This is a genomic window from Streptomyces sp. NPDC025638 (genome assembly GCF_055558775.1).
The window spans coordinates 304,037-327,727 of the sequence record NZ_JBVHLX010000007.1; the positions used below are offsets into that span (position 1 = coordinate 304,037).

General features: G+C 72.8%; 23 protein-coding genes. 15 read left to right on the top strand and 8 right to left on the bottom strand.

All coding sequences use genetic code 11. The annotated features are described in order from the left end of the window. Positions 1-296: 296 nt before the first annotated feature. Together ACZ4EG_RS20410 and ACZ4EG_RS20415 are read left to right on the top strand one after the other, a co-directional pair. Complete coding sequence (locus tag ACZ4EG_RS20410) at positions 297-1,244, top strand: M23 family metallopeptidase (RefSeq protein ID WP_467791571.1); 948 nt, start codon at positions 297-299, stop codon at positions 1,242-1,244. Between the two features lie 264 nt (positions 1,245-1,508). Continuing rightward, the gene (locus ACZ4EG_RS20415; protein ID WP_390706233.1) at positions 1,509-2,294 is read left to right on the top strand and encodes an SGNH/GDSL hydrolase family protein; all 786 of its coding nucleotides are present in this window, start codon (positions 1,509-1,511) and stop codon (positions 2,292-2,294) included. 58 nt (positions 2,295-2,352) lie between these two features. On the opposite strand, the gene ACZ4EG_RS20420 is transcribed toward ACZ4EG_RS20415, so the two are convergent. From ACZ4EG_RS20420 to ACZ4EG_RS20450, 7 genes are all read right to left on the bottom strand, one after another. Beyond that, entirely contained in the window at positions 2,353-2,973 is a 621-nt protein-coding gene (locus ACZ4EG_RS20420) for a TetR/AcrR family transcriptional regulator (protein ID WP_467791572.1), read from the bottom strand. Positions 2,974-2,992: 19 nt separating this feature from the next. Then, positions 2,993-3,412: a hypothetical protein gene (locus ACZ4EG_RS20425; protein WP_467791573.1), complete on the bottom strand. Its 420-nt coding sequence runs from the start codon at positions 3,410-3,412 to the stop codon at positions 2,993-2,995. A 73-nt stretch (positions 3,413-3,485) separates the two neighbouring features. Continuing rightward, a complete protein-coding gene (locus ACZ4EG_RS20430) occupies positions 3,486-5,594 on the bottom strand; it encodes an acetate--CoA ligase family protein (RefSeq protein ID WP_467791574.1) in 2,109 nt (702 codons plus the stop codon). Next, on the bottom strand, positions 5,591-6,769 hold the full coding sequence (locus tag ACZ4EG_RS20435) for a glutamate dehydrogenase (RefSeq protein WP_453545447.1): 1,179 nt from the start codon (positions 6,767-6,769) through the stop codon (positions 5,591-5,593). The genes ACZ4EG_RS20430 and ACZ4EG_RS20435 overlap by 4 nt, the downstream gene beginning before the upstream one ends. Beyond that, the gene (locus ACZ4EG_RS20440) at positions 6,766-8,403 is read right to left on the bottom strand and encodes a thiamine pyrophosphate-binding protein (RefSeq protein WP_467791575.1); all 1,638 of its coding nucleotides are present in this window, start codon (positions 8,401-8,403) and stop codon (positions 6,766-6,768) included. Before ACZ4EG_RS20440 ends, ACZ4EG_RS20435 begins: the two co-directional genes overlap by 4 nt. After that, positions 8,403-9,560, bottom strand: coding sequence for an acyl-CoA dehydrogenase family protein (locus ACZ4EG_RS20445; RefSeq protein WP_467791576.1), 1,158 nt, complete (start codon positions 9,558-9,560; stop codon positions 8,403-8,405). The genes ACZ4EG_RS20440 and ACZ4EG_RS20445 overlap by 1 nt, the downstream gene beginning before the upstream one ends. Before the next feature lie 161 nt (positions 9,561-9,721). Further along, positions 9,722-10,300 (bottom strand): carboxymuconolactone decarboxylase family protein, encoded by a 579-nt coding sequence (locus ACZ4EG_RS20450; RefSeq protein WP_467791577.1) that lies wholly within the window; start codon positions 10,298-10,300, stop codon positions 9,722-9,724. A gap of 224 nt (positions 10,301-10,524) precedes the next feature. On the opposite strand from ACZ4EG_RS20450, the gene ACZ4EG_RS20455 reads away from it, so the two are divergent. The 13 genes from ACZ4EG_RS20455 (at position 10,525) to ACZ4EG_RS20515 (ending at position 22,752) form a co-directional block, all read left to right on the top strand. Next, the gene (locus ACZ4EG_RS20455) at positions 10,525-11,787 is read left to right on the top strand and encodes an MBL fold metallo-hydrolase (protein ID WP_467791578.1); all 1,263 of its coding nucleotides are present in this window, start codon (positions 10,525-10,527) and stop codon (positions 11,785-11,787) included. 413 nt (positions 11,788-12,200) lie between these two features. Next, entirely contained in the window at positions 12,201-14,399 is a 2,199-nt protein-coding gene (locus tag ACZ4EG_RS20460) for a sensor histidine kinase (protein WP_467791579.1), read from the top strand. 80 nt (positions 14,400-14,479) lie between these two features. Next, complete coding sequence (locus tag ACZ4EG_RS20465) at positions 14,480-14,914, top strand: roadblock/LC7 domain-containing protein (RefSeq protein ID WP_390705573.1); 435 nt, start codon at positions 14,480-14,482, stop codon at positions 14,912-14,914. A gap of 2 nt (positions 14,915-14,916) precedes the next feature. Beyond that, on the top strand, positions 14,917-15,288 hold the full coding sequence (locus ACZ4EG_RS20470) for a DUF742 domain-containing protein (RefSeq protein ID WP_363298620.1): 372 nt from the start codon (positions 14,917-14,919) through the stop codon (positions 15,286-15,288). Then, positions 15,266-15,865, top strand: coding sequence for a GTP-binding protein (locus tag ACZ4EG_RS20475; RefSeq protein WP_363298565.1), 600 nt, complete (start codon positions 15,266-15,268; stop codon positions 15,863-15,865). Before ACZ4EG_RS20470 ends, ACZ4EG_RS20475 begins: the two co-directional genes overlap by 23 nt. Positions 15,866-15,927: 62 nt before the next feature. Beyond that, positions 15,928-16,500: a GAF domain-containing protein gene (locus tag ACZ4EG_RS20480; RefSeq protein WP_467791580.1), complete on the top strand. Its 573-nt coding sequence runs from the start codon at positions 15,928-15,930 to the stop codon at positions 16,498-16,500. 148 nt (positions 16,501-16,648) lie between these two features. Continuing rightward, positions 16,649-17,677 carry an L-threonine 3-dehydrogenase gene (gene tdh, locus ACZ4EG_RS20485; protein WP_467791581.1) on the top strand — a complete coding sequence of 343 codons (1,029 nt, stop codon included), beginning with the start codon at positions 16,649-16,651 and terminating at the stop codon, positions 17,675-17,677. A gap of 27 nt (positions 17,678-17,704) precedes the next feature. Beyond that, positions 17,705-18,904, top strand: a complete 1,200-nt coding sequence (locus tag ACZ4EG_RS20490; protein ID WP_467791582.1) for a glycine C-acetyltransferase — start codon at positions 17,705-17,707, stop codon at positions 18,902-18,904. A 31-nt stretch (positions 18,905-18,935) separates the two neighbouring features. Further along, complete coding sequence (locus ACZ4EG_RS20495; protein ID WP_453545464.1) at positions 18,936-19,838, top strand: LysR family transcriptional regulator; 903 nt, start codon at positions 18,936-18,938, stop codon at positions 19,836-19,838. Between the two features lie 46 nt (positions 19,839-19,884). Then, positions 19,885-20,469 carry a helix-turn-helix domain-containing protein gene (locus ACZ4EG_RS20500; RefSeq protein ID WP_453545466.1) on the top strand — a complete coding sequence of 195 codons (585 nt, stop codon included), beginning with the start codon at positions 19,885-19,887 and terminating at the stop codon, positions 20,467-20,469. Then, the gene (locus ACZ4EG_RS20505; RefSeq protein WP_467791583.1) at positions 20,466-20,996 is read left to right on the top strand and encodes a GNAT family N-acetyltransferase; all 531 of its coding nucleotides are present in this window, start codon (positions 20,466-20,468) and stop codon (positions 20,994-20,996) included. The genes ACZ4EG_RS20500 and ACZ4EG_RS20505 overlap by 4 nt, the downstream gene beginning before the upstream one ends. A gap of 30 nt (positions 20,997-21,026) precedes the next feature. After that, positions 21,027-21,386: an MmcQ/YjbR family DNA-binding protein gene (locus ACZ4EG_RS20510; RefSeq protein ID WP_453545470.1), complete on the top strand. Its 360-nt coding sequence runs from the start codon at positions 21,027-21,029 to the stop codon at positions 21,384-21,386. Between the two features lie 73 nt (positions 21,387-21,459). Continuing rightward, a complete protein-coding gene (locus tag ACZ4EG_RS20515; protein ID WP_467791584.1) occupies positions 21,460-22,752 on the top strand; it encodes an MFS transporter in 1,293 nt (430 codons plus the stop codon). A gap of 17 nt (positions 22,753-22,769) precedes the next feature. Here the strand turns inward: ACZ4EG_RS20515 and ACZ4EG_RS20520 are convergent, their stop codons facing one another. Continuing rightward, positions 22,770-23,681, bottom strand: coding sequence for a transketolase family protein (locus ACZ4EG_RS20520; protein WP_467791585.1), 912 nt, complete (start codon positions 23,679-23,681; stop codon positions 22,770-22,772). Between the last annotated feature and the right edge of the window lie 10 nt (positions 23,682-23,691).

Below are 23,691 nucleotides of genomic sequence, written 5' to 3' on the forward strand. Positions count from 1 at the left end.
AGTGGCCTGGGTGCAGGTGCGTGAGGAGCGTCATATTCGTGACCGTCCGTCGCGCGTCATGTTCACGTAATTCGCGCCGTTTTACTGAGAATTGACCGGAAGAATTGAGCGGGAATTCACTGAGGGTGACCGGGAATTCCCGTAACGGATCAAGCGAAAGCCGGACACAAGGAACCAACTGCTTGTCCGTTCGCATCTTGCTCGCTTACGTTCGCCACCAATCCGGACGGAATGCCGAATCCTGCCGCCGACCGGAGCGACAGCTCACCTCGCAGCGCGCCGGAGAGGAATTCGCCATGCCCCGGAAGGGTAAGCACCGCCGCCCCAAGCCCCGCCGCTTCAGTCGTTCGGTCGCCGTCGCCGGTACCGGCGGCGCGGCGCTGGCCCTGCCGCTGATCGGGGCCACCGGTGCCCATGCGGCCACGCCGCAGTCCGTCCCGGCACAGGCCGTGCAGTCGGTCCCGACCGTCGAGAAGAAGGCCGCGCCGGCGGTTTCGGGCGTGCGCACCTACACGGTGAAGACCGGCGACTACCTTTCGAAGATCGCCGAGGAGCAGAGCGTCCGTGGCGGTTGGCACCGGCTCTACCGGGACAACCGCGAGGCCGTCGGCGACAACCCTTCGCTGATCCATCCCGGCCTGAAGCTCGCCCTCGGCGGGAAGGCCGCGACGGCCGCCAAGTCCCCGGCGCCGGCTCCCTCTTCCGCGTCCCCCTCCGCGTCGAAGCCGTCCGCGTCGAAGCCGTCCGCGTCGCAGGCGTCCGCGCCGGACTCCGCCACCGCCTCCGGCGTCTCGGCCGAGAGCGCCGTAACCGCTCAGGCCGCCGTCGCCTCGTCCGGCTACACCCTCCCGGTCACGGGTGCCGCCATCGGCACCAACTACCACGTCCCGGGCAGCATGTGGTCCAGCGGCTACCACACCGGCGTCGACTTCGTCGTCCCGACCGGCACCTCCCTCAAGGCCGTGGCCGCGGGCACAGTCGTCTCCGCGGGCTGGGGCGGCGCGTACGGCAACCAGGTCGTCATCAAGCTGGACGACGGCTACTACGCGCAGTACGCCCACCTCTCCCAGATCTCCGTCTCGGCCGGCCAGTCCGTCGCCGCCGGCCAGCAGATCGGGCTGTCCGGCGCGACCGGCAATGTGACCGGACCGCACCTGCACTTCGAGATCCGCACCACGCCGGACTACGGCTCGGACGTGGACCCGGTCGCCTACCTCCGCTCGCACGGCGTGCCCGTCGCCTGATCGCGTCGGGCACCCGCCCCGACCCCCACGCCGCCGAAGGCCGGACCCCTGCCCCCCGGGTCCGGCCTTCGGTGTCGCTGTGCGGCGTTGCTGTGCGATCGATGCGTCAACCCACCTGACCGGCGTCATATTCCCGCGTTGGCAAACTATTTAAGAGTGTCTTATCTCACCGTTCGTCAACCCCTTCCTACGATCGCGTAGGTCACATCCGAAGGTGAATCATGGGCCGACGTGGCAGACGATTCGAAGAGTGACAGCAGATCAGTGATCGGGTCGTACGTGGCGGTGGGGGACAGCTTCACCGAGGGCGTCGGCGACCCCGGCCCCGACGGGGCATTCGTCGGCTGGGCCGACCGGTTCGCGGTACTTCTCGCGGACCGTCGGCCCGAGGGCGACTTCAAATACACCAATCTCGCGGTACGCGGGAAGCTGCTCGACCAGATCGTGGCCGACCAGCTCCCCAAGGCCGTGGAGCTCGCGCCGGACCTGGTGTCCTTCTGCGCGGGCGGCAACGACATCATCCGTCCCGGCACCGACCCGGACGAGGTGGCCGAGCGCTTCGAGCGGGCGATCGGGCAGCTGACCGACGCGGCCGGCACGGTCATGGTGACGACCGGGTTCGACACCCGCAACGTGCCCGTGCTCAAGCATCTGCGCGGCAAGATCGCCACGTACAACGGGCACGTCCGGGCCATCGCCGACCGATACGGCTGCCCGGTGCTGGACCTGTGGTCACTGAAGACCGTTCAGGACCGGCGCGCCTGGGACGACGACCGGCTCCACCTCTCGCCCGAGGGGCACACCCGGGTGGCGCTCCGGGCCGGCCAGGCCCTCGGTGTGGCGGTCCCGGCGGACCCGGAACAGCCCTGGCCCCCGCTCCCGCCCCGCGGCACCCTCGACGTCCGTCGCGACGACGTCCACTGGGCCCGCGAGTATCTGGTCCCGTGGATCGGGCGGCGGTTGCGCGGGGAGTCGTCGGGGGACCATGTGACCGCCAAGGGGACGCTGTCCCCGGACGACATCAAGATGCGGATCGCCTCGGTGGCGTGACGGGCCCCGCTCGGCGTGCACGGCGCGACGGCCGGGAGCGGTCACCGCTCCTGCGCCGTCACCGCTCCTGCGCCGTCAACGCCTCCCGGGCCAGGCCCAGTTCCCGGGTGAGCGCCTCGTCGACCCACTGCTGTGCCCGCGCCCGCGGGACCGCGCCCGCGTAGGACGTCAGCTGAACGGCGAGCCCGTCGAGCAGGGCCGTCAGCCGCAGGGCGGTACCGGTCGGGTCGGGGCACTGGAACTCGCCGGCCGCCACGCCCTCCGCGATGACCTCGGTGATGGCCGCCTTCCACTGCCTGTCCAGGTCCCGGGTGACCTCGCGCAGAGCGGGCTCGCGCAGGGCCACCGCCCAGCCCTCGATCCACAGCCGCCAGCCCTTGGCCTGACCGGTGGGCGCGTACCAGCGCACGGCGGTCCGCAGCCGGCGCAGCGCGGTCGTACGGCGGTTCAGCAGCTTGCGCAGATGCGTCAGGTCGTCCTCGGCCGCGTGGGCGAACGCGGCGGCGACCAGCTTCTCCTTCGTCGAGAAGTGATACAGCACCAGCGCGTTGCTCACACCGAGCGCCGAGGCCACATCGGCGATCCTGACCGCCGCCACGCCCCGCGCCTCGATCTGTTCGACGGCGGCCCGCAGCAGTTCCTCTCGCCGCTCCGCCACGCTCAACCGCACTCTCGCCACGCGGTCACCCTAATCCGTTTCACTCCACGAACTGGTAGTCGAACCTGATGCGGCCCGCCTCGTCGAGGACCAGGAACTCCAGGCCGCCACCCATCACCCGGTCCTCCTCCCGGTGGAAGGACTCCCAGCGGAACGTGACGACGTCGCGCAGCAGCCTCGGCGCCTGCTGGATCCGGAAGCCGTACGTCCCCGGGGCGACGAACGCCTCGTACGCACGCTCCACGCGCGCGTACACCTCCTCGTGGCCCCGTGCCTCCAGGACCGCGGTGGGGAAGCCGAGGCCCACCGCCGTGTCGTGCATCTCCTGCGGCGGGCGCAGGATGTGCAGCCCGTCCTCCGCCCAGAGGTCGTGCACGGTCTTGCGGCGGATCTCCGGGTCCGGCTCGTTCCAGACCCCGATGTAGCGCTCGATCAGTGACTGCGGGTCGATGGCAGGCATGGTGGGCTCGACGCTCCTCGTGTCGATGGGCTGTGCGATGTGCCATCGACTCTGCCGCCGCCGCGCCGCCGCCTCAATTCCCGTCAGGGTATGAGGAGCCGGGCTGCCGGAGGACGGCGTGCGCGTCCAGGGCGATCGCGCCGCCCGGGTGCACGAGAAGCGGGTTGACCTCCAACTCGTCGAACTCGGGGTGCTCGGCCGCACAGCGCGCCACGGCGCACAGGGCGGCCGCGGCGGCCTCCGCTGCGACGGGCGGGGCGCCGCGCCAGCCGGTCAGCAGGGGCGCGTGCCGCAGCCCCAGCAGCAGGGCACGCGCGCGTGCCGGGGTGAGCGGGGCCAGGGCGAGGGCGGTGTCGGCGTGGAGTTCCGCCGCGGTCCCGCCGATTCCGGCCAGGGCGACCGGACCGAAGGCGGGGTCCTGACGCACCCCGACGATCAGTTCGCGGGCGTGGGCAGGCGCCACCATGGCCTCCACCGCGTACCGCTGGGCGCCGGTGGCCGCCCGCATCCGGCCGAAGGCCGTGCGCAGGGCTTCCTCGTCGATGATGCCCAGCGCGACACCGCCGGCCTCCGTCTTGTGGGCGAGCCCCATCGCCTTGAGGGCGACCGGGAAGCCGACCCGCCGCGCCGCGGCCACCGCCTCCCCGGCGTCCGTCACGAACCCGGCGGCGGGAAAGGCGAGTCCGTACGCGGCCAGAAGCTCGCGGAGCGTCTCGTGGCCGCCGTCCCGGACCGGGGGCCTCGGGCCCGGCACGGGCGGGGGCTCCTGCGGGGTCGCGGTGGTGAGCCGTACGGCACCCGTCAGCGCCGTCGCCGCCTGCTCGATCCGCTCGTACACCGGGATGCCGCGTCCGCGCAGCACGGCGAGCGCGGGCGTGTCCCGGGCCATCGTGTGCACCAGCAGCGGGCGGCCGGTGCGCACGGCGGCGTCGGCGAGCGCGTCCGCGACCTCGCACTCGCGACCGGCCCGCTCCGGGTCGGCGCTCGCGTAGTCCCCGAAGTACCCCGTCAGCACGACCGAGTCGGCCTCGCCGCTCACCAGCAGCGTTTGCGCCACGCGCGCGTAGCTGCCCAGATCGGCCTCCCCGGCGCCCGCGAGGTCGACCGGGTTGCCGCACCCGGCGCCCGGCGGCAGCAGACCGGCCAGCCGGTCGACGGTGGACGGGGCGAGCGCGGGCACCTCGCCGCCGCGCAGGGTCAGCGCGTCCGCGGCGAGGGCGCCCTGGCCGCCGCTGTCGCCGACCACCGCGACCCGGGCTCCGGCCGGTGGCCGGCTCGCCGCGAGGAGGCACAGCGCCGTGTCCACGAGCTTGCCCGCCGACTCCAGCAGCAGCGCCCCGCTGTCCCGGCACACCGCCGCCACCGTGTCGTATCCGCTCACCAGGGCGCCGGTGTGCGAGGCGGCGGCCCCCGCGGCCGCGGCGCCGCGCCCGACCGTGAGCAGCAGCACGGGCTTGCCCGCGGCGTGCGCGCAGGCCAGCACGCGGGCCAGGCGGCGGCCGTCGCGGAAGTCCTCCACGTAGGCGGCGACGACCCGCGTAGGGCCGTGCGCGATCAGCGCCTCCAGGGCGTCCGCGGCGTCGATGTCGCGCTGGTTCCCCAGGGAGACGAACCGTGAGAACCCCTCGCCCGCGCGCGCGAGCAGCCGGCCGATCTCCAGGGCGAGGTTCCCGCTCTGCGACACCAGACCGACCGCGCCCGCCGGGAACTCGCCCCAGCTGAGCCGCAGTCCGGTGCCGGTGTCGACGAGCCCCATGCAGTTCGGGCCGAGCAGCCGGGCGCCCCGGCCGGTCACCAGACGGGCGAGCGCCCGCTCCTGCGCCGGATCGCCCACGGACGTGATGACGGTGAAACCGCGAGCCCCCGCGGCGAGCCCGTCGGCCACCACAGGCCGCACCTGCGCGGGCGGCACGGCCACGACGACGTGATCGCACCGCAGCCCCTCCAGCCCGGCCCGGAACGGCACGCCGTCCAGACTCCCGCCACGCCGGTTCACCAGATGCACGACACGGCGCCCACGCCCGGCGAGCGCCCCCTTCGCCAGCCAGTAACCCCACTTCCCGGGCTGCCCGGAGGCGCCGACGACGGCGACCGAGGCGGGGTCGAAGAACGATTCGGGCAGGGATACGGTCCTTGCCGCGGTGGGGCCGGCGGGTGGCGGCGGCTCCTCGGCATCCGTCACCGGTACCACCCGAACCGGTCCGCGATCACCGGCAGCCGGTCGGCCACGATGGCGTGCGCGGCCGCCCTCGGGGTCGTGCCGTCGGCCTCCGCGCGGGCCAGCATGCGGTCGATGAGGCTGCGCATGGAGCGCCGGGTCCAGGCGAACGCCTCGTCCGCGTCGGGGCCGATGTCGCCGAACAGCGTCCACCACCACCAGGCGTTCGTCCCCGAGTTGACCACCACGTCCGGCAGCACGGTCACCCCGCGCGCGGACAGCAGCTCCTCCGCCGCCTGCAGCACCGGCATATTGGCCGCCTCCACGATCCAGCGGGCGGTGATCCGCTCCTGGTCGGCGGTGTCGATCGCGTACGACACCGCGGCGGGCACCAGCACCTCGACGTCGGCGGACAGCCAGGCGTCGCCCGGCAGTTCGCGGTCGCCGGGGCGCAGCACGGCCCGGTCGACGGTGCCGTACGCGTCCCGCGCGGCGAGCAGCGCCTCGACGTCCAGGCCCGCCGGGTTGGCGATCGTGCCCTTGATGTCGGCGACGGCCACGATCGTCAGACCCGCGCGCGCGAGGAAGCGCGCCGTGGCCCCGCCCATGGTGCCCAGACCCTGCACGGCGACCCGCGTGCCCGGGTACGGCACCCCGGCCCGGTCCAGGGCCGCGAGCACCGACTCGGCGACCCCGCAGCCGCCGACCAGCTCGTCGAGGCCGATGCCGTCCACCTCGACCGCGAAGGCGTCCGCGAGCCGCCGGCGCGCCGCGGCCTCGTCGTCGAGCAGCGGGTACACGGCCTGGATCGACGACACGAGCCCCGCCTCGGCGGCCGCCCGGTCGACCAGGTCCTGGGTGAGGCCGAGATCCTCGCCGGTGGTCCAGAAGCTCTCGATGTACGGCCGCATGGCCCGCAGATAGCGCACCAGAAGCCCGTACGCCTCCGGGGCCTGGGGATCGCAGTCGATGCCGCCCTTGGCGCCGCCCAGGGGCACATAACGGCCCTCGGGGTTGTAGTGCAGGGCCTCCTTCATGGTCATGCCGCGGGCCAGCCCGGCCACCTCGTCGAGGGTGCAGCCGGGCCGCATCCGCAGACCGCCGCTGGCCACTCCGCGCACCAGCCGGTCGACGACCAGGAAGCCCCGGCGGCCGGTGACGTGGTCGGTCCAGACGAGCGACATGAGGGGGGCGGTCATGGGGTCTTCTCCTCGGGAACGGTGATCAGGGTGGGGCCGGGCCGGTCGAGGGCCTCGGCGAGGGCGCGGGCGAGTCCGGCCGGGCCGCACGCGTGCGTGCCGTGCCCACCGTAGGCGCGGGCCAGGGCGGGCAGATCGACCGGTGGGAGGTCCACCGCGGTGGGGATGTCGCCCCGCGCCGTCATCTCGTCGCGGATCTCGCCGTAGCCGCCGTTGTCGAACACCACTATGGGCAAAGGAAGTTGGAGCTGTACGGCGGTGGCCAGTTCCTGCACCGTGAACTGCAGCCCGCCGTCGCCGCTGAGCGCGACCACCTGTCGGCGCGGATGGGCGACCTTGGCGCCGATGGCGGCGGGCAGGGCGTAGCCCAGGGTGCCGAAGCCGGTCGGGTGCAGATAGCTGCCGCGGGGGCCGACAGGGAAGTGCGGCAGGGCGCCGTAGTAGCAGCACTGGGCGCTGTCCGAGGTGACGACGGCGTCCTCGTCGAGCACCGCGCGCATCGCCCTCAGGTAGCCGAGCCAGCGGGTGTCACGCTCGGCGGTCTCGGCGTTGCGCGCGGCGCGCAGGGCGGCGACCTCTTCGGCCACGCGCGCATGGGCCTCCGCTCCGTCCGCCGCGGGAAGTTCCGCCGTCAGCGCGGTCACAGTCGTCCGCGCGTCCCCCACGAGCGCCACGTCCGCCGGCATGTGGGCGTACATCTGGTCCGGGTCGATGTCGACGCGGATCAGCGTGCCGTCGAGCGCGGGCGGCGAGGTCCAGAAATCGGACTCGGCCAGCTCCGTGCCCACGGCCACGACGACGTCCCGCGTGCCGAGCCACTCCCGTACGACGGCACTGTGCAGCGACACCCCCAACGACAGCGGATGGGTCTCGGGCACACCGCCCTTGCCGTTGGCGGTCGTGACGGCGGGAGCGCCCAGCCGTTCGGCGAGCGCCAGACAGTGCGGGCGTGCCTCGCGCGCCCCGCCGCCGAGCACCAGCGCGGGGCGCCGGGCCCCGGCGAGGGCCTTCGCGGCCTCCCGGACGGCCCGCTGGTCCGGCGCGGGGCGCGGGACCGTCGGAGCGACGCGGACCGGGCCCAGCGTCTCGGAGGCGGTCAGCAGGTCCAGCGGGACCTCGACATGGGCGGGCCGCGGCCGGCGCGTGCGGAACATCGTGAACGCGCGGGCCACGGCCGCGTCGATCTCGGTGATCGACGAGACACGGTGGCTGAACGCGGCCACGGCCCGCAGCGCCTCGGTCTGACTGCGCATCTCGTGCAGCGCACCGGTCGACAGCCGTGGGTGGCCGAGCGGCATGCCCGGCGAGAGCACCAGCAGCGGCACGCTGTCCGAGTAGGCCTGGCCGACGGCGGCCGCCGCGTTGAGCAGGGCGGGCCCGGTCGTGGTGAGGACGACGCCGGGGCGGCCCGTCACGCGCGCGTACCCGTCGGCCGCGTATCCGGCACCCTGTTCGTGGCGGGGTGTCACATGCCGTATGCCGTACGCCGCGAGATGCCGGTAGACCTCCAGGTTGTGGGTGCCCGGGATGCCGAACACACGGGTCACGGCGTGCCCGCTCAGGGCGCGTACGAGGGCCTCCCCGCCGGTGAGGACCTCTTCGCCGGTGAGGACCTCCCGCTGTGCGAGTCCCATCACAGGCTCCGCGAGATGACGAGTCGCATGATGTCCGAGGTGCCCTCCTCGATCTCCTCCAGCTTGGCGTCCCGCATCCACTGCTCGACCGGGAACTCCCTGGAGTAGCCCCAGCCGCCGAGCGTCTGGACGGCCGCCCAGGTGCAGTACGCGGCGGTCTCGGACGCCGTCAGCTTGGCCATCGCCGCCTCGGCGGACGCCTCCAGACCGGAGTCGAGGCGCCGGGCGGCCCGCCAGGTCATCAGCCGGGCCTGCTCCATCCGCGTGCGCATGTCGGCGAGGCGGAAGGCCACCGCCTGGTGCTCGATGATCGGTTTGCCGAACTGGCGCCGCTCGCGGGCGTAGTCGCGGGCGTACTCGTAGGCCGCGCGGGCCACGCCGGTCGCCGCCGCGCCGAGCACCGTCCGGGAGATGTCGAAGGTCCGCATCAGACCGTGGAAGCCCGTGCCCTCAGCGCCGAGCCGGTGCTCCTCGGGGACGAACGCGTCCTGGAGGAAGACCTCCCGGCAGACGATCGCCCGCTGGCCCATCTTGCGCATCGGCTCACCGAAGGAGACCCCTTCGGTGTCCTTGCGCAGCAGGAACGCCGTCACCCCGCGCGAGCGCCGCGCCGGGTTGGTCTTGGCGAAGACGACGTACAGCTCGGCCTCGCCCGCGTTGGAGATCCACGCCTTCTGGCCGTTGAGCCGGTAGCCGCCCGTCGTGCGGTGGGCCGTGGTGACGATCGAGGCGGCGTCGGAGCCCGCGCCGGGCTCGGTGGTGGCCAGGGCGGTCATCGGGGCGTCGGGGCCCGTGAGCGGGGTCAGCCACTCCCGTTTCTGCTTCTCGTCGCCCAGTTCGAGGACCGGATCGGCGAAGAAGCCGTTGGAGCAGAGCAGATTGCCGATGCCCAGGTCGCCCACGCACAGCTCCTCCTGCACGAGGCACTGGGTGAACACGTCGGTGAAGCCGCCCCCGCCGTACTCCTCGGGCAGCATGAAGCCGGTGATGCCCACCGCGGCCGCCCTGCGCCACAGGTCCCAGGGCGTCTCGATGTCGGCCTCGTCGACGGCACGCGCGCGCGGGCGGATCTCCGCACGGGCGAAGGCCCGCGTGAGCTCCACGATGTCGCGCTGCTCCTCGCTCAGCGGGACCAGCTCGGTGGGCAGGTCGGACATGGTGCCTCCAGAGGCGGCGGGCTACCGGGACTACTGAATCGCCAGTCAGTATCGGAAGCCGGGCCGAGCCATGTCAACGCACTGAACGGATCATCAGTGGCGTCGGCCCTCGTGGAGGCAGTGGCCGCTACTTCGCAGCGGCCGCGACTGCGCGGTCACCGCTACTTCGCAGTCGTCCGCCGATCGCCTCCGGAGGCCGGCACCGCGCAGGAGTCCTTGAACCCCTGGCTCGTCAGGCCCAGGGAGGAGTTGATGCGCGAGCGGAGGTTCTCCACCGCCACCATCGCCGTCAGCTCCACCAGGGCCGGCTCGCCCAAGCGGTCGCGCAGCCGGGCGACCAGGTCGTCCTCGACCGTGGGCGGGGTCGCCGTCATCGCCTCGGCGTACGCCATGACGTCGCGCTCCAGGGGCGTGTACGCGTCACTGTCGCGCCACAGGGGAACGTCCTGCACCTTCTCGGGCGCCATACCGCGCTCCCGGCTGACCCAGTAGCCGAAGTCCATGCACCACGAGCACCCGATCGCGGCGGCCGTCGCCATCTCGGCGAGGGCCTTCAGGTCCGGGTCGAGCCGGTTCCACTTCGCCACCGACTGCTCGAACCGCAGATCGCTCCGGAGCACGCGGGGGTTGTGCGCGAGTGCCCGGACGGGGTCGAGGACCTTGCCGTACACGCGCCGGCTGTACCACTCGGTGAGCCGTACGAAGGGGGTGCGGGGCGGGGTGAGCGGGATACGGGCCATGGGGCCACCTCCTGAAGCGCCGGAGCCGGGACACCCGGGTGCGGATGCCCTCACCGGTATGACGGACGGGGACCGCACGGATGTGACATGGCAGCGCCGGACGCTTTGCGGGCCGTGGCAGCGGGCTGTGACCCCGGCGATACCCCGGCGATACCCCGGCGATCCGGGGTTGTCGGAGGGGCCGACCATAATGGATGACCTCAGCGACTCCACCTGGAGGTACCGTGACCGGTTTGCGTTCCCTGAGCTCCGGGCTCCGCGCGCTGCAGCCTGCTGCCTTCGGCGTGGACCCGGACGGTGAGCGCCTGGCGCGTATCCACAGATCGCCGCACTTCAAGGACGGTGTCTTCCAGAACCCCGGAGGCACGGCACGGACCCGGCCCTCCGGCTCGATGCTGGACTTCGCCAAGGTCTTCTTCGACAAGGACGAGCGGCCCCGGCGCGCCCCGCGGGGCACGGTCCCGGTGCACGCCACCACCCTCGCCGACCTCGCCGAGCCACCCACCACGGGACTCCGGCTGACGTGGATGGGCCACTCCAGTGTGCTCGCGGAGATCGACGGACAGCGCGTGCTCTTCGACCCCGTCTGGGGCGAGCGCTGCTCTCCGCTCCCGTTCGCCGGGCCCAAGCGGCTGCACCCGGTTCCGGTTCCGCTGGCGGCGCTCGGCCCGGTCGACGTCGTGGTCATCTCGCACGACCACTACGACCACCTGGACATGCCCTCGATCAAGGCGCTGGCCGGCACGGACACCCTGTTCGCCGTGCCGCTCGGCGTCGGCGCCCACCTCGAGCACTGGGGCGTGGCCGAGAGCCGGCTGCGCGAGCTGGACTGGCACGAGGAGACCAAGGTCGGCGGTCTCACCCTGACCGCCACGCCGGCCCGCCACTTCTGCGGCCGCGGCCTGCGCAACACCCAGCACACGCTCTGGGCCTCCTGGGCCGTCGCGGGCGAGCGGCACCGGATCTACCACAGTGGTGACACCGGGTACTTCGAGGGATTCAAGGACATAGGCGCCGACCACGGACCCTTCGACGCCACCATGATCCAGATCGGCGCCTACTCCGACTTCTGGCCGGACATCCACATGACCCCCGAGGAGGGCATGCGCGCCCACCTCGACCTCCAGGGTGGCAGGCCGCACGGTGTGATGCTGCCGATCCACTGGGGCACCTTCAATCTGGCCACCCACGCGTGGTCGGACCCCGGCGAGGGCACCGTCGCGGCCGCCGCCGCGGCCGGCGCCCCCGTCGCCCTGCCCCGCCCCGGCGAGCCCTTCGAGCCGGCCGCCGAGACCGTGCCGGCCGAGCCGTGGTGGCGCGGCGTGGCCATGGCCCCGGTGGGCGGCTGGCCGACCGCGGCGGACGGGGGCGCCGAGGCCGAGGGCGTGGTGTCCCCGGCGGACCGGGACCGGGCGCGTGCGGCGGCCGACGTCGTCGGTGACCCCGCCGAGGAGGAGGGCGACCCGGAGACCGTTTCCGCGGGCTGACCCTGTGCGCCACCGCGCGGTCGGCCACCGGCCGCGCGGTCGCCGCTTCTTCGCCTTTTCCGCGCAACTTTTCGAATGGGCCACTGATGTGCCCGCTCGCCGATGGCGAAATGCCATAGGCCTGGCGCGTGTTCATTTCCGACCGCTCTGAATTGCCTTTTGTTCGTTCTGGAACGAGGGCCCTGAGGGGCTTATCGCCCTGTCGTACGACGCCTCATACCAGAGCGGGACGCTGCCCGTGGGACTTTGTCAACTGCCCACCGCACATGATGCACAGGCGACTACTGTGAGTGTCCGTCGGGCGACGAAGGGCCGAAATTCGACGGCTCTATCGACCGGCACCGCGATGGCGCATGCCCATATTGCGCACCAGCGCGAGGAATCAAGCCCGACGGACCAGTACGAGGACACCGATGTCTCACCTCCGTGCACCGGCCGCACGTGCCGACCGCCGTGAGGGCGGCCGGCACGGGCGACCGGTCGCCCGCCCCGTTCCCGCACTGCCCGAGACGCACATACGTCCCCAACTCCTCCGTCTCGCCGTGCTGCCGCCCACCGCGGTGGCGCTCAGCGGCAGCGCGGTCGTCCTGTTCACCGTCCGCACCACCGGAGTGCGGCCCGGCATGACCCTCTGGGCCGTGATCGCCGGAGCGGTCTCGGTGACGGTCGTGGGCATCGTGATCGCCGCCGTCGCCGCCGGCCGTGCCGCCCGCTCGGTGCGCGACCGCGTCGGCGCCCTGCGCCGCAGCGCCGTCCGCGGCGAGGCCGATGTGCGCGCCCTCGTCGAGGCGCTGCGCCGCGGGGAGGCGGCACCGCAGCGCAAACCGCGCGGCGGACCGCCCGAGGACGCCGACGACTTCGAACTCCTCGCCGCCGACCTGGCCCGCGCCCACGACAGCGCCGTAAGTGCCGTCGTCCAGGCCGCACAGCTCTCCAGCCAGACGGGCAGCGAACAGAAGCTGGAGGTCTTCGTCAACCTCGCCCGGCGGCTGCAGTCCCTCGTGCACCGGGAGATCTCGATCCTCGACGACCTGGAGAACGAGATCGAGGACCCCGACCTGCTCAAGGGTCTCTTCCACGTGGACCACCTCGCCACCCGGATCCGGCGGCACGCCGAGAACCTCGCCGTGCTCGGCGGCGCCGTCTCACGGCGGCAGTGGAGCAACCCCGTCTCCATGACGGAGGTGCTGCGGTCGGCCATCGCCGAGGTCGAGCAGTACTCGCGGGTCAAGCTGGTGCCGCCGATCGACGGCGAACTGCGCGGTCACGCCGTTGCAGACGTCATCCATCTGCTGGCCGAACTCGTCGAGAACGCCACGGTGTTCTCCGCTCCCCACACCCAGGTCCTGCTCCGCGCCAACCTCGTCACCTCGGGGCTCGCCGTGGAGGTGGAGGACCGCGGGCTCGGCATGCCGGTCGGCGAGCAGGCCAGGATGAACGCCCTGCTGGCCGACCCCGACCAGGTCAACGTCGCCAGCCTGCTGGCCGACGGCCGCATCGGGCTCTTCGTCGTCTCCCAGCTCGCGCGTCGGCACGGCATCCACGTCCGCCTGCAGTCCAACATCTACGGCGGCGTGCAGGCCGTACTCGTCGTCCCGCAGGAGCTGCTGGGTACGACGCCGGGCGCCCCCGGAGCCGTACCGCAGCCGCGCGAGGCGACGGGCAAGGGACTGCCGCCCGCACCCGCGGCGCGGCAGCATCCGCAGCGGACCGCGGGCAGGCCGGATCCCGCGACGGGGGCAGCCACGCCGTCCCCGGGCGGTGCCTTACCGGTGGTCCACGGGGGAGCGGCGGACGGAAGTCCGGGCGGGGCCCGGGGGAGTGCCGGGGGCGGGGACCCGAACGGACCGGCCGGGCCCCAGGGCGCAGCCCAGGCAGGTTCCACGCGTGGTCACCGGGCAGGGCACGGGACCGGGCAGCCGCCGGGCCGTTCCGCGGAGCCGCCGGCGGGCGCCACGAGGTGGCACGCGCACGGTGAGTCCGCGACGGCGGGCCCGGCGGGCGCCGACGCCCCGGCGCCGCTGCCGGTGCGCGGTGCCCGCGAGGCGCGGTCGAATCCCGCCGCGGCCGTGCCCGGGATCCGGGCCGACGACCGCCGGACGATCGAGGAGACCGCGGGCGCGCCCCCCACCCCGCGCGTCACCGGCGTCGTACGCGGCACCATGGGCAAACCCCAACTGCCCCGCCGCCGCGCCCAGGAGCACATCGTGCCCCAACTGCGCGGTGGCCCGGCACCACGCCAGGACAGCGAGACCCCCGCGGGACACGACCCCGGCCTGATGGCGGCCTTCCAGCGCGGAGTCGGCCTCGCCGAGGCGCAGCAGCACACGGATGCGGCGCATCCTGAGCCGATGCATGGGGGACCGGCACACGTCGAGTCCGTTCATGGCGGACCGGCACATGTGGAGTCGATCCACACCTCCCCGACAGAGCTGGGGCACGCCCACATGGGTCGGGGAGACATGGATCAGCAGCCGACCCGCATCGAGGAACCCCACCCCGAGTGGACCCGTACGAGCCTGACGGACCGGGGCGCAACCGACCCGCACCACCCGGCCCCCGTGCAATCCGATCTCACCACCCGGCCCGACGGGAGCGCACCGGCCGGATGACCACCCCCGTTTCCACCCCAGGACCCACCCCCACGCCCGGCGCTCCCACAGACCTTCGTACCCCAAGGAGTCGATCGACCATGGCGAGCGATGCGCCGACCGCCCAGGTATCCGACCTCGACTGGCTGATGAGCGGCCTCGTGCAGCGCGTACCGCACACCTCCAGCGCGGTGCTCCTGTCCTGCGACGGACTGGTGAAGTCCGTCCACGGCCTCGACCCCGACAGCGCCGACCACATGGCCGCCCTCGCCTCCGGCCTCTACTCCCTCGGCCGTAGCGCGGGCGTCCGGTTCGGCGACGGCGGGGACGTACGGCAGGTGGTCGTCGAACTCGACTCGACCCTGCTGTTCGTCACCACCGCCGGCTCCGGCACCTGCCTCGCGGTGCTCGCCGGCCGGGAGGCCGACGCGGCGGTGCTCGGCTACGAGATGGCGATGCTCGTCAAGAGCGTCCGCCCCTACCTGGTGACCGCGCCCCGGCAGCCAGCCGTCGAACCCCCGGCGATGAGGCCTTGAGCGTGCCGACGGCCGGCGACGGGCCCTGGCTCGACGACGCGGCCGGACGGCTGGTGCGCCCCTTCACGGTCAGCAACGGCCGCACCCGGCCCACCATCGACATGGACCTCATGTCACAGGTGATGGCCACCGGAGCGACCCCCCTCGGCTACCTCGGCCCCGAGCACGCCCAGGCACTCGACCTGTGCCGCGCGCCCGTCCCCGTCGCCGAGGTCGCGGCCCATCTCAAGCTGCCGGCGGTGGTCACCAAGGTGCTGCTCTCCGACCTCGTCGACTGCGGGGCGCTGACCGCCAAGCCCCCCGCGTTCCACCACAACCCCACTGACCGGTCCCTTCTGGAGGCAGTGCTCGATGGACTACGACGACAGCTATGACCCGTTCCCCACCGCACTCAAGATCCTTGTGGCGGGCGGGTTCGGGGTCGGCAAGACCACCTTCGTGGGCGCGGTGAGCGAGATCGCGCCGCTCAGCACGGAGGAGCTCCTCACCACGGTCAGTGCCGCGACCGACAGTCTCGACGGCATCGAGAACAAGATCGAGACGACCGTGGCGATGGACTTCGGCCGCATCACGCTCGACCCGCAGCATGTGCTGTATCTGTTCGGCACGCCCGGACAGGAGCGGTTCTGGTTCATGTGGGACGAACTGTCCGAAGGCGCGCTCGGCGCGGTCATCCTCGCCGACACCCGCCGCCTGGAGGACTGTTTCGCGGCCGTCGACTTCTTCGAGGAGCGCGGTCTCGGCTTCATCGTCGCCGTCAACGAGTTCGACGGGTCCTACCGCTACGACCCGGAGGAGGTGCGTGCCGCCATCGACCTCGACCCCGAGATCCCCGTCGTCCGCTGCGACGCACGCATCTCCAGTTCCGGTGTCCAGACCCTGCTCACCCTGGTGCGCCATCTCATCGCCCACGCCCCTGTCCACGCGCCGAGCCACGGCGCCCACAGGTGATCCCCGCACAACCCGCCACGGAGCCCGCACATGACCCACGTCCACACAGCCGGAGCCAGGCCATGAGTTACGAGCCGCCGCGCCCGGTCAGGGGTCTGCTGCTCACCCCCGAGGACCGGGAGGCCCCCGCCCGCACCCACAGACTGCGCCGACTCGGCCTCGGGGAGCGCCCGGAGCCCGCCCTCGACGCGTTTGCGGGCCGCCTCGCCGAGCACACCGGCGCGCCGTACGCCATGGTCAACTTCATCGATGAGGAGCGGCAGTTCTTCGCCGGCCTGCGCACCCCGGGCGCCGGACCGGTCGTGCTGCCCGACGGCACCAGGCCCGAGGTGGGCCGCTCCATGCCCCGTGACCATGGCTTCTGCCCCCATGTGGTGGTCCGGCGCAAGGCGCTGGTGCTGGAGGACGTGTGCGACTACCCGCGGTTCGCGGGCAACCCGGTCGTCGACACGTACGGCATCCGCTCCTATCTGGGAGCCCCGCTCATCGACAGCACGGGCATGGTGCTGGGCACGGTGTGTGTCGCCGACGTCGAGCCCCGGCACTGGGGCAAGGCCGGTCTGGAGACCATCAAGGCGACGGCCGTGGAACTCGCCGCGGGTCTTGAGGGGCTGGAGGGGTCCGCGGGGGCATGAAGGAAAGCTGAGGCGGCGGTTAAGAAAAGCTCGATGGACCGCGCCCCGCGAATGCGGCAGATTGCAGCTCAGATTCCACCCCTCTTCCCCGGTTCAGGGCTCCTTCGGCGTGCCCGGGACCAGGGCCTCACCCACAGGAGCCGTAGCGTTGAAGGCGCTGGTCAAGGAGAAGGCGGAGCCCGGGCTGTGGCTCACGGACGTCCCCGAGCCCACGGTCGGACCCGGTGACGTACTGATCAAGGTCCAGCGGACCGGCATCTGCGGCACCGACCTGCACATCCGGTCCTGGGACGGCTGGGCCCGGCAGACGATCCGCACCCCGCTCGTGGTCGGACACGAGTTCGTCGGCGAGGTCGTCGGGACCGGCCGGGACGTCGACGACATCAAGGTGGGCGACCGGGTCAGCGGCGAGGGCCATCTGGTGTGCGGCAAGTGCCGCAACTGCCTGGCCGGCCGCCGCCATCTGTGCCGGGCCACGATCGGGCTCGGCGTCGGCCGGGACGGGGCGTTCGCCGAGTACGTCGCCCTGCCCGCCACCAACGTCTGGGTGCACCGCGTCCCCGTCGACCTCGATGTCGCCGCGATCTTCGATCCGTTCGGCAACGCCGTGCACACCGCGCTGTCCTTCCCGCTGGTCGGTGAGGACGTCCTGATCACCGGCGCCGGCCCGATCGGCCTGATGGCCGCGGCGGTGGCCCGGCACGCCGGCGCCCGCAACGTCGTGATCACCGACGTCAGCGAGGAGCGCCTGCAACTGGCGCGGAAGATCGGGGTGAGCCTCGCGCTCGACGTGGCGGAGTCGAGCATCGCCGACGGGCAGCGCGAACTCGGCCTGCGCGAGGGCTTCGACATCGGCCTGGAGATGTCCGGCCGCCCCGAGGCGATGCGCGACATGATCGCCAACATGACGCACGGCGGCCGGATCGCCATGCTCGGCCTGCCGACGCAGGAGTTCCCGGTCGACTGGGCCCGGATCGTCACCTCGATGATCACCATCAAGGGCATCTACGGCCGCGAGATGTTCGAGACCTGGTACGCGATGTCGGTGCTGCTGGAAGCCGGCCTCGACCTGTCCCCCGTGATCACCGGCCGCTACGACTACCGCGACTTCGAGGCGGCGTTCACCGACGCGGCGAGCGGCCGCGGCGGCAAGGTAATCCTCGACTGGACTGCGTAAGTCACCCGTTTTTCTAGGAGCTTTCCGATGTTCGACTCCGTGCGCGACGATCTGCGCGCCACCCTCGACGACATCCGTGCCGCCGGTCTGCACAAGCCTGAGCGCGTGATCGACACCCCGCAGTCCGCGACCGTCAACGTCAGCGCGGGCGGCCGCCCCGGCGAGGTCCTCAACTTCTGCGCCAACAACTACCTCGGTCTCGCCGACCACCCCGAGGTGATCGCCGCGGCCCACACGGCCCTGGACCGCTGGGGCTACGGCATGGCGTCCGTGCGCTTCATCTGCGGTACGCAGGAGGTGCACAAGGAGCTGGAGGCGCGGCTGTCGGCCTTCCTCGGCCAGGAGGACACGATCCTCTACTCCTCCTGCTTCGACGCCAACGGCGGCGTCTTCGAGACGCTGCTCGGCGCCGAGGACGCGGTGATCTCCGACGCCCTGAACCACGCCTCGATCATCGACGGCATCCGGCTGTCCAAGGCCCGCCGTTTCCGCTACGCCAACCGCGACATGGCGGACCTGGAGCGGCAGTTGAAGGAGGCCGCCGAGGGCGGTGCGCGCCGCAGGCTGATCGTCACGGACGGCGTCTTCTCCATGGACGGCTATCTGGCCCCGCTCCGGGAGATCTGCGATCTGGCCGACCGCTACGACGCGATGGTCATGGTCGACGACTCGCACGCCGTCGGCTTCGTCGGCCCCGGCGGCCGCGGCACCCCCGAGCTGCACGGCGTCATGGACCGCGTCGACATCATCACCGGCACCCTCGGCAAGGCGCTCGGCGGCGCCTCCGGCGGCTATGTCGCCGCCCGCGGCGAGATCGTGGCCCTGCTGCGCCAGCGCTCGCGGCCGTACCTGTTCTCGAACACGCTGGCCCCGGTGATCGCCGCCGCGTCCCTGAAGGTCATCGACCTGCTGGAGTCGGCCGACGACCTGCGCGTCCGGCTCACCGAGAACACGGCGCTGTTCCGCCGCCGGATGACCGAGGAGGGCTTCGACATCCTCCCCGGCGACCACGCCATCGCGCCCGTCATGATCGGCGACGCGGCGCAGGCGGGCCGGCTGGCGGAGCTGCTGCTGGAGCGCGGCGTCTATGTGATCGGCTTCTCCTACCCGGTTGTCCCGCAGGGCCAGGCCCGCATCCGCGTCCAGCTGTCCGCCGCCCACTCCACCGAGGACGTCAACCGCGCGGTCGACGCCTTCGTCGAGGCCCGGGCCGAGCTGGCGGTCTGAGCGGGGCGCACGCCTTGCGATAATTGGCCGCATGATCGAAGCGCGGCGGCTCCACATCCTGCGTGCGGTGGCGGACCACCGCACCGTGACAGCGGCTGCCGCCGCGCTCTATCTCACGCCCTCGGCCGTCTCCCAGCAGCTGGCGGCCCTGGAGCAGGAGACGGGCCACCGGCTCGTCGAGCGCAGCGCCAAGGGCGTACGGCTGACCCCGGCCGGCGAGATCCTGCTCGGGCACACCAACGCCGTCCTCGCCCAGCTGGAGCGGGCCGAGGCCGAGCTCGCGGCGTACGGCTCGGGCGAGGCCGGGACGGTCACGGTCGCCGCCTTCGCGACCGGTATCGCCCAGGTCGTCGCGCCGGCGGTGGCCCGGCTCGCGCAGGCGGCGCCCGGGATACGCATCCGCGTCCAGGACGCCGAGGGCGACGCCAGCCTGCCCATGGTCCTGGACCGGCAGGTCGATGTCGCGGTCGCCGTCGAGTACCGCGGGGCCCCGCCCGCCGACGACCCGCGGCTGACCCATGTCCCGCTCTACGCCGAGCCGTTCGACGCGGTCGTCCCGGTCACCCACCGTCTCGCCGACGCCACCGAGGTCCCCCTCGCCGAGCTGGCCAAGGACGCGTGGATCGGCCCCTACCCCGGCAACCCCTGCCACGACGTCGTCGTCCTGGCCTGTGAGAGCGCCGGATTCCAGCCCCGCCTCGAACACTCCTCGGACGACTTCCGCGCGGTCGTCGCCCTCGCCTCCGCCGGCGCGGGCGTCGCCCTCGTCCCCCGCTCCGCCCTGCGCGGCACGGACCTCACGGGCGTGGTGGTCCGTCCCGTCGACGGCGTGGCCCCGACCCGCCGGGTCTTCGCGGCGGTACGGCGGGGAGCCGAGGGCCACCCCTTGATCCGGCAGGTGCTGGAAGCACTGGGCGAGGCGGCACAGGCGTGAGCCTTCCGTAACCCGCCCGTCTCACATCAGGGATAGCGTCCCGGATATGAGACGTGAACGGGAAGACCCAGCCCCGGACGCCGTCGACGCGCGGCTCGGGGCCCGCCTGGCCGAGCTGCGGGGCGAACGCGGCTGGTCGCTGGGCGAGTTGGCGGAGCGCAGCGGAGTGAGCAGATCGACCCTGTCCCGGGCCGAGCGCGCGGAGGTCAGTCCCACGGCGGCGCTGCTCAACCGGCTGTGCCAGGTGTACGGGCGGACCATGTCCCAACTGCTCAGCGAGGTGGAGTCGGCCCCCGCGCCGGTGGTGCGCGCGGCCGAGCAGCCGGTGTGGGAGGACCGGGCCTCCGGGTTCGTACGGCGCTCGGTGTCGCCCCCGCACGCCGGGCTGCGCGGCGAACTCGTCGAGGGGCGGCTGACCGCCGGGGCCGACATCGCCTACGACCGGCCGCCCGTGCCGGGCCTGGAACAGCACATCTGGGTGCTGGCGGGAACGCTCGACGTCACCGTTCAGGACGTCCGGCACCGACTGGACGCCGGCGACTGCCTGCGGCTGCGGGTGTGGGGACCGACGCGGTTCCGCTGCCCGGGGCCCGAGGACGTGCGGTACGTGCTGGCGGTGGTGCTGCCATGACGGTGACCCGCCTGGACGCGCACCGGACACGGGACTTGGCGGCGGAACTGGCCGAACTGCTCACCGCCGTCGTGGCCGACGGGGCGTCCATCGGCTTCCTGGCCCCGCTCGGCCGCGCGGAGGCCCTCGCCTGGTGGCGGGAGCGGGCCGCCGCCGTGGCCGCCGGGCAGCTCGTCGTGTGGATGGCGCGGGGCGACGACGGACGGGTGACCGGGACGGTGGGTCTGGCCTTCCCCGACAAACCCAACAGCCGACACCGCGCCGAGATCGTCAAGCTGATGGTCCACCGGGACGGCCGTGGAAGGGGCCTCGGCCGCCGGCTGCTGTCCACCGCGGAGGAAGCGGCCGCCACGGCCGGAATCACCCTCCTCCACCTGGACACCGAGACCGACAGCCCCGCCGAGCACCTCTACCGCTCGGCCGGCTGGACCAGGGCCGGTGTCATCCCCGACTACGCGGCGAGCCCCGCCGGAGTGCTGCGGCCCACCTCGCTCTACTACAAGCGCATATCCGCTCCGACCAGGTGATTGTCAGTGGCACGGGCTACGGTGCCTGTCATGCAGGATGCCGAAGACGTACGCCGTATCGCCCTGTCCCTGCCGGACACCACGGAGAAGATCGCCTGGAGCATGCCCACGTTCCGGGCGGCCGGGAAGATGTTCGCCACGCTGCCCGAGGATGAGACCTCCATCGCCGTGCGCTGTCCCAAGGAGGAGCGCGACGAACTGGTCCTGGCGGAACCGGAGAAGTTCTGGATCGCCGACCACGAGGCCCAGTTCGCCTGGGTCCGCGTCCGGCTCGCCGCACTGGAGGACGAGGACGAACTGCGCGACATCCTCGCCGACTCCTGGCGCCAGGCGGCCCCGCCCCGACTTCTCGACTCCCACCCGGAATTGGGCCTGCCGGACGGGGCGTAAAAAAGGTCGAACACGGCCGGGCGCCGTGGCATGATCCGGCGGCGGTGGCGGAGCCGAGGGGGAGGGGGCCGGGATGACCGGGACGTCGTCACGGCGTGACATCGTTGCCGGAGCCGAGTTCGGTGGCGGGCGGGGGGACCGGGCCCGTACGGTCTGGTCGCGGGACTTCGTTCTGTTCTTCGTGGCGCGAGCCGTCGCCCGGCTCGGGGACACCATGCTGCCCGTGGCGCTCGCCGCCGGCCTGCTGGAGCACGGGTACGGCGCGGGCGCCGTGGGCCTGGCCATGGCCTCGACGGCCGCCGCCTTCGCCGGACTGGTCGTCTTCGGCGGGGTGATCGCCGACCGGTTCAGCACCCGCAGACTGATGATCGGCGCGGATCTGGTCCGGATCGGCACGCAGTCCCTCGCCGCCACGCTGTTCTTCGCCGGCCACGTGGTCCTGTGGCAGGTCTGCGCGATCGGCGTCGTCAACGGAGTGGCGGGAGCGGTGTTCCAGCCCGGTGTGGCGAGCACGGTGCCGCGGCTCGCCTCCGACATCCAGGGCGCCAACGGTGCCATACGGATCGCCGAGTCCGCGGCCCAGCTGGCGGGACCCGCCCTCGCCGGCCTGCTGGTCGGTTTCGCCTCGCCCGGTGGTGTGTTCGCGGCCCACGCCGCCACGTACGCGGTGAGCGCCCTGTGTCTTCTGCTGCTCCGGCTGCCGCCGCTCCCCGACGCCGGCCGGGCCCCGGCGGCGGGCGCCGGGGCCCTCAAGGCCGATCTGGTCGAGGGCTGGCGGGAGTTCAGGGCGCGGACGTGGCTGTGGGGAGTCATCGCCGTCTGGTGTGTCTACATGATCGCCGTATGGGGGCCGACCGTCCCGCTGGTGGCCACGGAGGTGGTGCGGCACCACGGCCCGCGCGCCTACGGCCTGGTCAACTCGGCGCTCGGCGCCGGTACCGTCCTGGGCGGCCTGCTCGCCCTGCGGCTGCGGCCCCGCCGGATGCTCCGGGCCGGCTCGATCGCCCTCTTCGCCTTCGTCGGCTTTCCGATGACCGTGGGCGCCGGTCTGGGCGTACCGGCCATGGCGGCCGGGGCGGCCGTTGCCGGGGCCGGGATGTCCTTCTGGGGCGTGATGTGGGCGACCAGCGTGCAGACCCAGGTCCCGCCCGACGTCCTCAACCGCATCCACGCCTACGACGTGGCGGGCTCTCTCGCGATGATGCCGGTCGGCCAGGCCCTCGCCGGGCCCACGGCCGGTGTCCTGGGTGCCGGTCATGTCCTGCTGGTCGCCGGGGCGATGAGTCTGGTGGTCCCCGTCGCCCTGCTCGCGGTCCGGGCGATACGGGACCTGGTCCGGGCCGACGCGGCCACGAGCGGGCACTGATCACCCCGTACCGGCGATCACCCCCGTACCGGCGCCGCGACGAACCCCGCGATCCGGTCCCGCAGACCTGCCGCGTCGAGTCCGTGCGCGGCGATGTGCTCCTCGATGCCTCCGTACCGTCGCAGTTCGCGGCGTCCCACGCCCAGAGCGAGCACCCGGTGGGGCACGTCCGACAGGGCCTCGTTCACGGCGGCCGTCGACGTCCCGGCCAGATACGGCTCGACGAGTACGACGTCCGTGCCCGCCGACTCGGTGGCCCGGCGCAGTGCGGGCGCGTCGAAGGGCCGTACCGTCGTCGCGTACAGGACGGTCACATCGAGGTGCTCGGTGGCGGCCAGAACGGCGTCCAGCACCGGACCCACGGCGACGACCACACCGGAGCGTCCCTCGCGGACGGTGAGGAAACGCCGGCCGTCCACCGGGAGGCCCTGCCGGTTGCTCTGCACGGACAGGCGGACGTACACCTTGTCGTCGCCCGCCGCGACCGCGCGCAGCAGCAGCGTCTCGGCCTCGTCGGGGTGCCCGGGCACATGGACGGTCCAGCCGTCCAGGGTGTCGAGCAGTGCCACGTCGCCGGGCGCCATGTGCGTGTACCCGCCGGCGGGCCAGTCGAAGGAGGCGGCCGCGCTCACCAGGACCGCCCCGACGTCCTGGTGCCCCAGGTCCAGCTTCACCTGCTCGAAGGGCCGCTCGACCAGAAAGCTGGCGAAGGTGTGCACGACCGGCCGCATCCCGGTGAGCGCCAGCCCGGCCGCGGCCCCGACCAGGAGCTGCTCGCGGATACCGACGTTGATCACCCGGTCCGGATGCCGGCGCCACGCCTCGGCGAAGCCGTCCTTGCCGATCTCGGCGAGGACGACCGCGACCCGGGCGTCCTCGTCGAGGATCCGGGAGACGACGGGGGCGAAGCGGTCACGCATGGTGTCCATGGAGGTCAGG

Coding starts and splice junctions, on each gene's coding strand:
- ACZ4EG_RS20410 (WP_467791571.1), top strand. CDS start 297: ATGCCCCGGAAGGGTAAGCACCGCCGCCCCAAGCCCCGCCGCTTCAGT.
- ACZ4EG_RS20425 (WP_467791573.1), bottom strand. CDS start 3,412: ATGCCTGCCATCGACCCGCAGTCACTGATCGAGCGCTACATCGGGGTC.
- ACZ4EG_RS20435 (WP_453545447.1), bottom strand. CDS start 6,769: ATGACCGCCCCCCTCATGTCGCTCGTCTGGACCGACCACGTCACCGGC.
- ACZ4EG_RS20440 (WP_467791575.1), bottom strand. CDS start 8,403: ATGGGACTCGCACAGCGGGAGGTCCTCACCGGCGAAGAGGTCCTCACC.
- ACZ4EG_RS20445 (WP_467791576.1), bottom strand. CDS start 9,560: ATGTCCGACCTGCCCACCGAGCTGGTCCCGCTGAGCGAGGAGCAGCGC.
- ACZ4EG_RS20450 (WP_467791577.1), bottom strand. CDS start 10,300: ATGGCCCGTATCCCGCTCACCCCGCCCCGCACCCCCTTCGTACGGCTC.
- ACZ4EG_RS20460 (WP_467791579.1), top strand. CDS start 12,201: ATGTCTCACCTCCGTGCACCGGCCGCACGTGCCGACCGCCGTGAGGGC.
- ACZ4EG_RS20465 (WP_390705573.1), top strand. CDS start 14,480: ATGGCGAGCGATGCGCCGACCGCCCAGGTATCCGACCTCGACTGGCTG.
- ACZ4EG_RS20475 (WP_363298565.1), top strand. CDS start 15,266: ATGGACTACGACGACAGCTATGACCCGTTCCCCACCGCACTCAAGATC.
- ACZ4EG_RS20480 (WP_467791580.1), top strand. CDS start 15,928: ATGAGTTACGAGCCGCCGCGCCCGGTCAGGGGTCTGCTGCTCACCCCC.
- ACZ4EG_RS20490 (WP_467791582.1), top strand. CDS start 17,705: ATGTTCGACTCCGTGCGCGACGATCTGCGCGCCACCCTCGACGACATC.
- ACZ4EG_RS20495 (WP_453545464.1), top strand. CDS start 18,936: ATGATCGAAGCGCGGCGGCTCCACATCCTGCGTGCGGTGGCGGACCAC.
- ACZ4EG_RS20500 (WP_453545466.1), top strand. CDS start 19,885: ATGAGACGTGAACGGGAAGACCCAGCCCCGGACGCCGTCGACGCGCGG.
- ACZ4EG_RS20505 (WP_467791583.1), top strand. CDS start 20,466: ATGACGGTGACCCGCCTGGACGCGCACCGGACACGGGACTTGGCGGCG.
- ACZ4EG_RS20510 (WP_453545470.1), top strand. CDS start 21,027: ATGCAGGATGCCGAAGACGTACGCCGTATCGCCCTGTCCCTGCCGGAC.
- ACZ4EG_RS20515 (WP_467791584.1), top strand. CDS start 21,460: ATGACCGGGACGTCGTCACGGCGTGACATCGTTGCCGGAGCCGAGTTC.
- ACZ4EG_RS20520 (WP_467791585.1), bottom strand. CDS start 23,681: ATGGACACCATGCGTGACCGCTTCGCCCCCGTCGTCTCCCGGATCCTC.